The sequence below is a fragment of the Sphingobacterium sp. UBA7249 genome, assembly GCF_002472835.1.
GTDB lineage: Bacteria > Bacteroidota > Bacteroidia > Sphingobacteriales > Sphingobacteriaceae > Sphingobacterium > Sphingobacterium prati.
The window spans coordinates 199,272-212,276 of the sequence record NZ_DKST01000004.1 but is presented as its reverse complement, the minus strand read 5'-3'; the positions used below and the strand labels follow the sequence as shown (position 1 = coordinate 212,276).

The following is a 13,005-nucleotide window of genomic DNA, read 5'->3' as shown; positions in this document are numbered from 1 at the left end:
TTTATGAGTTCACAACAGGTAGGGCGTAATAACTTTTCTTTTTGGAGTCTTCGTCAAAGACCACATCATTATAATCAGTTACGACATGATACAATGTGTCCCGTTCGATGGGATGGCGTCCTACCTTCTTTATCAATTCCACCACCTCTTGTGTAGTCATTCCGGGTTTCTGTTCCTCCGCACCGGCCATACTGTAAATTTTGGTCGTATCGTCCAAGGTGCCGTCAATATCATCTACACCGAAAGCCAACGATAATTGCGCCGTGTCTCTCGATATCATCGCCCAATAAGCTTTGATATGGTCAAAATTATCCATGTAGATCCGTGCAACCGCATAGTTCCTTAAATCTTCGATCACCGAAACCTCGGAGATGTGTGACATTTGGTTTTCCTTATTCCGAAATTTCAACGGAATAAATGTTTGAAATCCACCCGTTTTGTCCTGAAGTTGTCTCAAACGTTCCATGTGATCCACCCGATGCCAAAACTGCTCAATGTGACCATATAGCATCGTTGCGTTGGTATGCATCCCCAAGCGATGCGCCTGCTCATGAATGTCCAGCCATTGTTCTGCAGTACATTTGTCGTGCGCAATCTGCTCCCTGATTTCCGGATGAAAAATTTCTGCTCCTCCTCCAGGCATTGAGTCCAGACCACAAGACTGCAAATATTTCAGGCCGTCATAATGACTCAACTTCGCTTTCTTGAAAATGTAATAATATTCGACCGGGGTCAGTCCCTTGATATGCAGTTCCGGTCGGTGCGCTTTGCATCTTTTGAAAAAATCTGCATAAAATTCGAGATTTTGTTTCGGAACCACACCACCTGTAATATGCACTTCTGTAACAGCTTCATTGTCATATTTTCTCACAATGTCCATCATACCATCGACCTCCATCTCCCAGCCTTCGGCGCGTTCTTTGATCAATCTGGAATAGGAACAGAATTTACAGTCATATACACAGACATTGGTCGGCTCAATATGAAAATTACGATTAAAAAAAGTATGGTCTCCATGACGTTTCTCACGAATGTAGTTGGCTAAGACACCAAGATACCCCAATTCACCTTTTTCATATAAAAGAACTCCTTCATCAAAAGTGATACGCTCCTCTCGCAAAACTTTCTCCGCTATATTTCTTAACTCAACGTCTAAATTTTTATCGTTGATCAAGAAATTTAATTTATCTAATGCGTTCATTAATGTATCTCCTTTCTTAAACAAATGTACCGAAAAGGCAACAAAAGTTATAATAAAAAATGTGATAACACTTATTAAGCAGTGTATCCTTTCCCTGTTATAAAGACGATTAAAACTTTATCAAAACAATATCCTTAATCTGTAAATTGCTGCATCTCGATCAACTTCTTATATAAGCCATCATGCTGCAATAGTTCACTATGGCTCCCCGCTTCGACAATCTTTCCGGCTTCGATCACAACGATCTTATCCGCATTCTGAATGGTACTTAAACGGTGGGCGATAACGACTGTTGTCCGATTGTCCATCAATTTATAGAGTGAATCCTGTACCAATTTTTCAGATTCGGTATCCAAAGCCGAAGTTGCCTCATCCAGTAGCATGATCGGTGGATTTTTCAGCACTGCACGTGCGATACAGATCCGCTGGCGTTGTCCACCGGACAATTTCCCCCCTCTGTCGCCAATATTCGTTTGGTACCCATGATCTGTTTTTAGAATAAATTCATGTGCATTGGCGATCTTCGCTGCAGCTTCGATCTCCTCCTGACTGGCAGACAGGTTAGCAAATGCGATATTATTAAAAATGGTATCGTTAAATAAAATTGATTCCTGATTGACCACACCAATCATATTACGCAAAGAATCCTGATCCAGCTCTCTTAAATCAATGCCGTCAAAAAGGATCTGACCATCGGTAACATCCATAAACCGAGGGATGAGGTCAACCAATGTTGATTTTCCTCCACCAGAAGGACCGACTAAAGCAACTACTTTCCCTTTTTCAATCGTCAGGTCTATTCCCTGAAGGATTTTCTTATCCTTCGTGTAAGCAAAATTCACGTCCTTAAAAACAATATTTCGTGCAAAACTTTCAACTTTTTTTGCATTAGGCCTGTCGGTCACTTCACTCCGCTCATCGACCAGTTCCAATACCCGTTCTCCAGCCGCAAGACCATTATGAATACCACTAAAGGCATCGGTCAATGCTTTTGCAGGACGCATGACCTGTGAAAAAATAGCAATGTAAGCAATAAATGCAGGGGCAGTTAAACTCTGATCTCCTGAAAGCACCAGATGTCCACCATATAACAAAATGATTGCCACCATGATGACCCCCAATAACTCCGAGACAGGTGAACTCATTTGTTGTCGCTTAGCCATCGCACGCCCGATATTAGCGTAGCGTTCATTCTCGTTGTGAAATCTATTTTTGATAAAAGAAACCGCATTAAAGGCTTTGATGATTTTGACACCTGATAATGCTTCATCCAGATAGGAAATCATGTTTCCATAGGACTCCTGTGCCGAGCGCGCCTGACTTTTCAGATTCTTTACAATCCTGGCTATAAAAAATGCCGAGATAGGAATTACCAGCAACGAAAAGAAGGTCAGTCTTGCTGAAATATTAAACAGCATCACGATATAAGCGATCAATTGCAAAGGTTCTTTGAATACCACTTGCAATGTACCTGTGACCGAATACTGCACCACTTGTACATCGGATGCCACCTTTGAGACGATATCCCCTTTGCGTTGCCCTGTAAAATAGCCAACGTGTAGGTCCATTACATTATCAAATACAGCTCTACGGAGCTTTAACAAGGTATGAATCCGAAAATTCTCCATGATCCGCTGACAGAAATAGCGGAAAAGATTGCTTATAAATACAGAAATTACAATAACAATACAAACGTACTTTAATGCGCCGTAAGCACCCAATTGTTCATTTGCCATACTAGCGTAGTAATTAAACCACGCTAAAATATCGGTGTAAGTCTCGGGTTTTATTGCTTCGACAGTAGCTTCGCCTGTATTAAAAAGTGTATGGAGTAATGGAGCGAGTAATGCTAAATTTAATGTGCTAAAAACAACCGTAATCAACGTGCAGATTACATACGGAATTGCAAATTTCTCAATGGGTTTAGCGAATGATAAGAGCCTAAAATATGTTTTCATTAATTTTGAACTAAGACAAATTTATTTTATACAAAAAAGTAATTTGTCGATCTCTCCTCTTCCATTAAGATTTCTTTTAGCGAGGAAATTGAACAAAAATAACAAATTAATCAAGAAAAGTACTCATACACTTCTTTTCAATAAAATTGTTGCACCTCAGTGATAAATGACAAATGGGATACTCGTTTGAAAAAACGACAAAAATAGTTACATTTTATAGATAATTCCCTAATTTAGCTTCATTCAAATACCAAAATTATTAAAAATAAAATGCAAATAGACGTTGCCAAAAGATTGCAGCACACTGAAGAATACTATTTCTCAAAAAAATTAAGAGAAATAGATGAATTAAACAAGCAGGGTGCACGTGTAATCAATCTAGGGATCGGAAGTCCTGACTTACCCCCTCATCCGGAGGTAATCGCGACATTGAACGATAATGCTCAACTTCCAAATGTACATGGCTATCAAAATTATAAAGGAGCTCCGGCCTTAAGGCAAGCAGTCGCAGATTGGTATCAACGTTATTATCAGGCTACCTTTAATCCGAATACGGAGATCTTACCGCTCATTGGATCGAAAGAAGGAATCGTCCATATTTGCATGACTTACCTCCAAGAAGGAGACAAAGCTTTAATCCCTAATCCCGGCTATCCTGCCTACGCTGCAGCAGTAAGATTAAGTGGAGCAGAAGCAATAACTTACAAGCTTACACAGGAAAAAAATTGGCTGATTGACTTTAGCGAACTTCGCAAACAAGATCTATCGAAGGTCAAGTTGATGTGGATCAATTATCCGCACATGCCTACGGGTGCCTCGGCCTCGGATGCGTTCTATAATGAACTGATTGCGTTTGCAAAAGAATATAATATATTTATCTGTCATGACAATCCCTATAGTTTTATCCTGACAGATAAACCACGTAGTATCATGAGCGTGGACGGCGCCAAAGAGGTTGCGATCGAATTAAATTCTTTAAGCAAATCATCCAATATGGCCGGCTGGAGAGTCGGGGTATTGGTTGGTGCGGAAGAACGGATCAATCAGGTGCTACGATTCAAAAGCAACATGGATTCGGGGATGTTCCTCCCCGTCCAGCTAGCGGCGGCAAAAGCCTTGCAGCTGGACGCATCCTGGTACCAGGATTTAAACAAAATTTATGCTGATAGGCGTCAGAAGGTATATGAAATCATGGAACTATTGGGCTGTTCATACCAACAAGATCAGGTAGGCTTATTTGTATGGGCTCAGATTCCAAATTCCTACATAAATGGTTATGCACTTAGCGATGCTGTATTGGACAGAGCTCGGGTATTTATCACACCCGGAGGCATTTTTGGGAATGGTGGAGATCAGTACATCCGCATCAGTCTCTGTGCCACAGTTGAAGTTCTTGAAGAATCCATACAACGTATCAAAGAAAGCTTTTAACGGTAATTTTCAATGTTAACATTTGAATCAGATGAAATAGCCCGTGATGACGAAAAACAAAACAGCTATTTCATTTGATACCAAAAAAGACCGGGCTTCAAGAGCCCGTAAAATAAATGTGAAGCATTTATACATACAATAAACACGAATTAATAATTATTCACATATGAATATTGCCATCGTAGGCGTAGGCTTAATTGGCGGCTCAGTTGCCATTCGCCTAAAGGAAACAAAATTCTGCAGTAAGATTATCGGCGTAGATAAAAGCGAGAAAAATCTTGACAAAGCCAAGCAGATAGGCTTTATCGACGAAGCAATGACCTTGGAAGAAGCAATAAAAACATGTAAGGTACTTATATTAACTATTCCTGTTGATGCTATTTTGCAGGTTGTTCCACAGATTCTTGATCAGGTCACCGATCAAGTTGTTATCGATATGGGGTCAACTAAAACTAACATACTCAACAAAATCAAAGATCATCCAAATAGAGGTCGCTATATTGCTGCCCACCCAATGGCGGGTACAGAATATTCGGGTCCGGAGGCTGCTGTTGCCGGTCTTTTTAAAGGGAAGATGATGGTTTATGTCGAGGCCTTCAGGACAGACGAAGATGCTTTCGAAATCACCGATGCAATCACCGATCAACTGGAGATGCGCACCTGCTTCATGAACGCGGACGAGCACGATGTACATACAGCCTATGTTTCACATATCTCTCACCTCACTTCATTCGCATTAGCCCTAACGGTCCTAGAGAAGGAGAAATCGCAGGGACGTATCTTTGAGCTGGCAGGTTCAGGTTTTGAATCTACCGTGCGCCTAGCAAAAAGTTCACCCGACATGTGGACCCCTATCTTCAAACAGAATCGGGAAAATGTACTGGAAGTACTGGAGGAACATATCAAACAGCTGCAGTCCTTACATGATTCGATCGCCAGTGAAGATTATGACAAGTTGCACAAACTGATCAAGCGTTCAAATAAGATTAAACGAATCATTAAATAGCGATCGAAATATGACTCAAAAAAACAGCTGTTGATCCTTTTTGGATAAAACATAAAATAGCAAAGGTTCCTTCGTCATTGCCGGAACCTTTGCTATTTATTCATCTTCCAATTCGTTAAACTTATCTAAATCCAGTTTTGCCCCCGCAAAATCGCCCAACTTTTCTTTAATCGCAGCCCGATAAGAATATAGATCTGAATAATAAGGATTTAACTCGATAGCCATTGAATAATCAACCAACGCGCCGTGCATGTCCTCTAGTTTTTCCTTAAGATCTGCCCGTAGAGAATACACATAAAAGTCCTCAGGATTCAGTTCGACCAACCGGTCAAAATCAGACAATGCTTCGGGTAGACAGCCTAGACGCTCGAATAGAGAAGCCCGTTCTTCATAGACGATCGATGAGTTATGGTCATTTTCTTCGGCTTTTGCGTAATCCTGTAGTGCTTTTTCGGAATAACGATATGATTCAAATACCTTGGCCCGGAATACATAGGCCGCAGTTTGATTTCCATCCAATTCGATCGCCCGGTTAAAATCATTCAAAGCCAGTTCAAAACAGGTTAATTTCAAGTAGAGACTTCCTCTAAAAACGAAGAGATTACTATCATCTGTCGTATTTTTACTGATGGCCATGGTATACAATTCGATCGCCTTCAGATAATCGTAACAATGTACATATTCGAGTCCCAACGAGTTCAATTCATCCGTACTGAGATTTTTCTGTGTAGATTCCAATTCTTGAATGACCAGATTCTCTGCTTCAAAATAGCTTACCTCAGCCTGGTTTTCCTGCCATTCCAATACACTGTGATAATTAAAATCCAATCGTTTAGCGATTTGGTAATCATAAAATGCACCTTCATCCTCGCCAATAATGCGATAGACTAGACAGCGGCTTGCATAAAAATAGGGTTCTTCCTTAAATAATTCAATTGCTCTAGTATAGACGGCGATAGCTTGATCATAAGCCTGTATTTTAAAATAATAGAGCCCAAGGTAACTATAAGCCAACACACTGTTAGCCAAATCAATCGCTTCTTCCAAAAGCTGTACAGGATCACCACCACCAATGATTCCGATAGAAAATCCCCTTAATAAGAGCTTAATATCCTTTTGGTGAATGTGATCAAACTCATCTTGGGAGAAGGAAATGATATCCGTTGGAAAAAAAGACGAAATTGGCAAAAAAGAAAACTTAGCAAGTAATACAGGAGACGGAAGTTTAAAATCCGCTTCTGTAAAAGCATTGCCCCGGAGGGTAACAGATAGATTTGATATCAGTTGCTTCATACCCAAAACTAAGCTAAATTTCGATAGAAAAGAAATTTAACAACCTGCAATACCAGTTTAAGAAAACAGTTTTAATTCAGTTCACCGGTCAAATAAAGATATTTATACCGAACGATATCCCTTGAATTAGTAAATCTGACAAGTTTTTCACGCTTAAAGACATAATTAGAAACTTTATCCTCCATTAAACGGAGAAATTCCACAAATTCCGCAAAAAAACTTTGGCGTTCATCAGCTGTAAACTGACTATTTTTTACAATCCAGAAGAATTGTTCTTCGTTTACATGAAAAGACACTTCATTTTTCTTCTCTTTTCGAAAAATAAAAATCGGATCATTTTCTTGGTTAATAAATAAAGCAAAACCTGTATTTCCACCATCCAGGTTTACGACAAAAGCAGAAAAATAAACGGTACCTATCTGTAAATTTTCCAGACAAATTAATTTATGCAACATCAGGTCGACAGTTAGATCACCTAAAAGTATTAAGTTTTTATTAAAAAACAAAAAAAANNCTTTTTTTTGTTTTTTAATAAGATTTTATTAGAATGTAAACTTAACAGAAGCATTCCAAGTTCTACCTTGACCAATTAATACGAAATTGGAGGTATCGATGCCATTCCAGGTATTGTTGACGTCTGTTGTCACTGTACTTGAGGTTGCTTCAGAGATATAGAATTTGTTTAACACATTGTTCATGTTAACGCGGAAGCTCATCGTATTTTTATCGCTTACTTTAACCTCATAGGATAATCCGGCGTCCAATAGATTGAACGAAGGAAGTTCCATTACACGTCCAACTTTTTTACCGTCCTCTTCAACTGTCCTGTGTCTTGACGAGTACAAACGATCATACTGCCTGTAGTTACCATCCACAGAAAAACCTTTGAATACAACATATTTTGCACCAAAGCCATATGTTGTTTGTGCGGCATTCCCAACATGTTCTCCAGTCAAATCAACCTCTTCCCTACCCAATTCAACACGGTTATCATTACGTTCAATAGCCGTAACTTTTCCATCGTATTTCCAATCACCGATTGATGCGAATCCTGTTAAAGTCAAACCATGGAATGGACGTGCCGCAACATCTAATTCCGCTCCTTTATGATCCTGTTTAACACCATAATTTGATGTATAAATAAATTGTCCGGCAAGCAGAATATTCGGATCGTTCGTTGGATTATATTTAGCAACATCTTTATCCGTTGCCAATCTTGAACTACCTGTAACACGGTTTTCCCAAGTCGTGCGATAAACGTTCAAATTGACATCCAAGAATCGTGAAGCAAATTTATAACCGGCTTCTAAACCAAGGATTTTTTCATTTTCAGCATTTTCATTAATATCATTTGCATAATTCATGAAAATATTATTTTGATAAGGCTGACGGGAATAATATCCGGCATTAGCAAAAATACTGTGTTGACCCAAAGTATAACTTACACCACCTTTCGTGTTATATCCAAAGTTGTTTACTGTTTTGGACTTTTCATTTCCAGGTGTGTATTGGAAATAATCATAGCGTTTGTTCTGCTGTTCAGAGACGGATCCCTGGAAAAATGCGGTAAATCCATTTTTAGCATATTCCAATTGGCCAAACAAACCTCCATAACGGATGTATTGGTTATAGTCCCAAGCGAGTCGCTCATCGCGCGAATCCGGTTTGCTTGAGAATGCCTTCCAAGGGTTCGTTGAATACGTATTAGTCAGATATACCGGATCAGTAATATTGATATTTCCTCCTAGCAGTACACCATTTGTATTGCCAAGTGGATCAGTCAATTTACGGTAATGCGTTCCCTTATAATCCCTCACATCAAAACCGATATTAAAATTCAAAGACTCTGAAAGCTTGCGGTTATAGTTTGAAACAACGCCAAACCATTGATGATTGTTCACATCAGCAGCTAGGTATTTTTCTTTGTTATATTTATCACTTTTTAGTCCTTGGCCACCACCTGCAGCTAAAGAAGCATACGCAACAGTAGATAATGAAGATTTATCATCGATAGTCCAATCCCAGTTTAAATTAGCCACTGGTTTATGATAAAAATTCTTTTGTGCATTCATCATGACGCCATTGGCATCTTTGTAATTATCATTATATCGTTTACCAAATTGTAGATAATTTGACAGTTTTGAGGTATACCCTTGATTATGCCATTGCGGAGCGCCAGTTACCATAAAGTTAAAGTTGTGCTTCTCGCTAGCTTTGTAACCTACAGATAGGAAATAGCTCTGTCCCGCACCTTCGGTATGATCCATATAACCATTACCAGACCATTGGGTGAACATTGCCGAAACAGCAAATCCATTTTTCATGAGGCCAGTATTATAACCGACAGTGGCTTTCATAAACATGTCATTACCGACAGTTGTCCTTACAAAGCCACCTTCTTTCATTGAAGTAGATTGCGTTACATAGTTTACAGTCCCCCCAACAGACGAGATCGCTAATTTGGAAGCGCCCAAACCACGTTGAATTTGCACCAATGAGGCAATATCAGTAAGCCCAGACCAGTTTGACCAGTAAACACTCCCATTATCCATGCCATTGATCGGTTGACCATTCAATAAAAATGCGGTATTAGATTGGTCAAAACCACGTGTAGTCATAGACGACTCACCAAAACCTTTTGCCTGGCCAGTAATATAAACAGACGGTGTATTGGCCAAAGCTGAAGTAATATCCTGTGCCCCTACTTTTTCTTCTAAATCCTTTTTGTGGATTGTTGATACTGCAATCGGTGTTTTTCTACCCACAGCGATATCAATAACACCATGCCCAACAATAACAACCTCATCTAAATTCGTTGAAGATTCTTCCGAAAAAGTCGGATTTATATTCAACGATTCGCCCGATTTCAACATGATGTTTTCAATGACAACTGGTTTTTCACCAATGTAGGTCACTTCCACTTTGTAGGGACCACCCTCTTGAAGATTTGAAATTTGAAATTTTCCTTGAGCATCGGCAGAACCGCTTACTACCTGTCCACTTGGGATGTGGGTGATTTTAATGGTTGCTCCTTTAACTGTTTGTCCAGCAGCCTCCTTAACAACTCCTGAAATCGAACTAGTATTTGCCGTTTGTGCATGAATTGATCCATAGCTAGCAAAAACAAGTGCAAAAAAAAGTAAAGACTTTTTCATGTTAGATGTGATTGTTTTGTTTTTTGTGCCGCAAAATTAGGAATTGATTGTCTTTTTAACTAATTTTAACATGAGCATAACTATAATCAGTCCATTTATATTCACTTCGAATTTTACACTTCCATAGATTAAGCGTGATTTTAAGATCAAAACAGCAAATCAAAAATCAGCTCGTTAATAGAAATACAATAAAAATATGGTTTCAATGGAAATATACGAAAAGAAGACAAAATAAAATTTTGTCTTCTTTGAATAAGTCAGCATATTCTTTTATTTCTGTTTTTTATCCGGATATCTACCTAAGGTTGCCTTTATTACTACAGCAAAGAATAAGGTCGAAATGGCTATATTTAAGTATTAATAAAAAACTATGTTGTCCATTGAGCAAGCTTACGCGGGCGTTCTTGAACCTGCATTAATTGAAGAAATCACACAGACTGCGCGAATCAGAACATTCCATGAAGGTGATCTGATTATTGATACTGATCAATATATCAGAGCCATGCCCCTACTGCTAGAAGGTGCGATCAAAGTGGTTCGGGAGGATGAAACGAAAGGTGAACTCCTGCTATACTATCTTGAGCAAGGACAGACTTGCACCATGTCCATTGCCTGTTGTATGGGTAATAAAAAAAGTGAAATCCGTGCGTGGGCGGAAAAAGATACTACCGTAGCGATGATCCCTAATGAACAGGTCAATAACTGGATGGAAAAATATCCTTCCTGGCGGAATTTCATTATATCAAGTTATGCCAGCCGGATGAATGAGATGCTCCAGGCGGTAGATAATCTGGCATTCTCCAATACGGAAGAACGTATCCTAAATTACCTGAAAGCCAAAGTAAACCTTACCAACAACCGGATTCTTACCCTCACTCATCAAGATATTGCATCCGATCTGACCACCTCACGTGTGGTGGTCTCGCGGATCTTAAAAAAATTGGAGAATGAAGATAAAATTGTACTGCTCAGGAATGAAATCAGAGTATTGATCTAGATCCAAAATCGCATTATACCAGCGAATATCGTGGCCGATCGGGCGGATCTCAAAGCTGCAAAGTCCTATTACTGCTTTGAGCCATATGAATCCAAAAACATTTGTATCTTTATTGGTAAGAGAATACTCGATTCACACCATTTAATTTAATATGAGAACAGAAAACGTAGGATTTATCGGATTGGGAAATATGGGCCACCCCATGGCAAAAAACCTAGAAAAAGCAGGTTTCCCTCTTTCCGTTTATAACAGAACTATAACAAAAACAACAGATTTCGAAGCGCAATCAGCTGTTTACGAAAAAGTCTCTGATCTGGTCAATGCCAATGCTATTGTGTTTACGATGTTGACCAACGATACTGCAGTTCAGGAGGTTTATGGTAAAATTCTTGAACAGCCTATCAGCGGAAAATTATTTGTGGATATGAGTACCATTTCACAGGATGCAAGTATTGATATTGCCCGAAAGCTAGAAGAAAAAGGGGCCACTTTTCTGGATGCACCTGTGGCCGGAAGTACCAAGCCTGCCGCAGAAGGTACACTGATCATTATGGTGGGTGGAGAACAATCAGACCTTGAGCGTGCCAGACCTTACCTAGAAAAGATGGGAAAATCCATTAAACATCTTGGTGAAAATGGCAAAGGTATTGCTGCAAAACTTGCCATCAATTACTTTCTATCAATCATCTATCAGGGGTTAGCCGAAACTATCTTATTCTCCGATCAATTGGGGATTGAACGCAGTGAAATGCTAGAGATTATCAACGATAGCGCCAGTGGTAGCGGAGCAACAAAAGTAAAAACACCGTTGCTCATCGAAGGAAATTATAGCGCAGCATTTGCGCTGGACCTGATGTTAAAAGATATTCGATTGGCCCAAAAGGCGGGTGCAGCTTATCCGTTACTCGGAACCCTTCTTGACACCTACCAGGCAGCACATGAAAAAGGTTTGGGACAATTGGATGTGATCGGAATTATTGAATCTATAAAACAATCCTGAGTTTATAAGGGTTAATAAACATATTAAGGCCCCTACCTCACACAAGGCAGTTACCTTAAAGGACAATCATAAACAAATGGTTTAATCAAATCGAATAGCAGATGAATTGGCGGAAGTTAAAACTTCATTTAATCGCGAACAACATCTGTCGAATAAAACAGGAACAGATGAAAACAGCTTTAACATTTTTTCTATTGACTATTGTTACCATGAGCATGAAATCACAGGAGTTAAAACAGGTATCCTATAACGACGGAACACAACAATTGAATGGGCTCGTCACGTCCAATGCAGATAAAAAAGGGCCTGCGGTCCTTATTTTACCTGCTTGGAAAGGCATAGATAATGAGGCGAAACAAGCCGCTTTGCAACTTGAAAAAGCGGGCTACATTGCGTTCATTGCCGATATCTATGGAGAAGGAAATATTCCAGCGGACAATACCGCTGCCTCGAAAATTTCGGCCCATTACAAAGCAGACTACAAAGCCTATCAGCAGCGGATTGCAGCTGCTCTGGAACAATTGAAGAAGACTGGAGCAGATCCTAAAAAAATTGCAGTAATTGGTTATTGTTTCGGTGGAACAGGAGCTCTCGAAACAGCGCGCGCTGGTTTACCCGTTGCAGCTGTGATCAGTATTCATGGTGGGCTCTCCAAATCACCCGACAGACCCAATACTGCGATCGGTGTGAAAGTATTGGTTGAACATCCCGCAGCTGACAAAAGTGTATCAAAAGAAGATTATGATGGATTGATTAAGGAACTTAATGAAGGAAAAGCGGACTGGCAGATCATTACCTATGCCAATTCTGGCCATACCTTTACCAATCCGGAATCACCAGAATATAATCCTGTCATGGCCAAACGTGCCTGGGAGCATACTTTATTATTCCTAAGAGAAGTGTTACACTAAAAGTCAGCACAACTCGTCTTTCCCGGTCAAAATGAGCTGTCCTTCGAAATCAA

Annotated in this window: 10 protein-coding genes; 5 read left to right on the top strand and 5 right to left on the bottom strand. The window is 39.7% G+C overall.

Features of this window, described 5'->3' with window-relative positions; genetic code table 11:
- Position 1 precedes the first annotated feature (1 nt).
- Together B4A24_RS03400 and B4A24_RS03395 are read right to left on the bottom strand one after the other, a co-directional pair.
- On the bottom strand, positions 2-1,201 hold the full coding sequence (locus B4A24_RS03400; RefSeq protein ID WP_172394658.1) for a radical SAM protein: 1,200 nt from the start codon (positions 1,199-1,201) through the stop codon (positions 2-4).
- 134 nt (positions 1,202-1,335) lie between these two features.
- On the bottom strand, positions 1,336-3,159 hold the full coding sequence (locus B4A24_RS03395) for an ABC transporter ATP-binding protein (RefSeq protein WP_172394659.1): 1,824 nt from the start codon (positions 3,157-3,159) through the stop codon (positions 1,336-1,338).
- 270 nt (positions 3,160-3,429) lie between these two features.
- Between B4A24_RS03395 and B4A24_RS03390 the strand changes: the two genes are divergently transcribed.
- On the top strand, positions 3,430-4,590 hold the full coding sequence (locus B4A24_RS03390) for a pyridoxal phosphate-dependent aminotransferase (protein WP_293942623.1): 1,161 nt from the start codon (positions 3,430-3,432) through the stop codon (positions 4,588-4,590).
- Positions 4,591-4,738: 148 nt separating this feature from the next.
- Positions 4,739-5,596, top strand: coding sequence for a prephenate dehydrogenase (locus tag B4A24_RS03385; protein ID WP_293942656.1), 858 nt, complete (start codon positions 4,739-4,741; stop codon positions 5,594-5,596).
- A 96-nt stretch (positions 5,597-5,692) separates the two neighbouring features.
- Here B4A24_RS03385 and B4A24_RS03380 read toward each other — a convergent pair whose 3' ends face one another.
- The 3 genes from B4A24_RS03380 to B4A24_RS03370 all read right to left on the bottom strand — a co-directional run bounded on the left by B4A24_RS03380 (position 5,693) and on the right by B4A24_RS03370 (position 10,044).
- The gene (locus B4A24_RS03380; RefSeq protein ID WP_293942621.1) at positions 5,693-6,889 is read right to left on the bottom strand and encodes a tetratricopeptide repeat protein; all 1,197 of its coding nucleotides are present in this window, start codon (positions 6,887-6,889) and stop codon (positions 5,693-5,695) included.
- A 71-nt stretch (positions 6,890-6,960) separates the two neighbouring features.
- Positions 6,961-7,344, bottom strand: coding sequence for a hypothetical protein (locus tag B4A24_RS03375; protein ID WP_172394663.1), 384 nt, complete (start codon positions 7,342-7,344; stop codon positions 6,961-6,963).
- Between the two features lie 87 nt (positions 7,345-7,431).
- Positions 7,432-10,044 (bottom strand): TonB-dependent receptor, encoded by a 2,613-nt coding sequence (locus tag B4A24_RS03370; protein ID WP_293942618.1) that lies wholly within the window; start codon positions 10,042-10,044, stop codon positions 7,432-7,434.
- A gap of 370 nt (positions 10,045-10,414) precedes the next feature.
- Between B4A24_RS03370 and B4A24_RS03365 the strand changes: the two genes are divergently transcribed.
- The 3 genes from B4A24_RS03365 (at position 10,415) to B4A24_RS03355 (ending at position 12,952) form a co-directional block, all read left to right on the top strand.
- Positions 10,415-11,041, top strand: a complete 627-nt coding sequence (locus B4A24_RS03365; protein ID WP_293942616.1) for a Crp/Fnr family transcriptional regulator — start codon at positions 10,415-10,417, stop codon at positions 11,039-11,041.
- Positions 11,042-11,192: 151 nt separating this feature from the next.
- Entirely contained in the window at positions 11,193-12,041 is an 849-nt protein-coding gene (locus B4A24_RS03360; RefSeq protein ID WP_293942614.1) for an NAD(P)-dependent oxidoreductase, read from the top strand.
- 167 nt (positions 12,042-12,208) lie between these two features.
- Entirely contained in the window at positions 12,209-12,952 is a 744-nt protein-coding gene (locus B4A24_RS03355) for a dienelactone hydrolase family protein (RefSeq protein ID WP_293942613.1), read from the top strand.
- Positions 12,953-13,005: the final 53 nt, after the last annotated feature.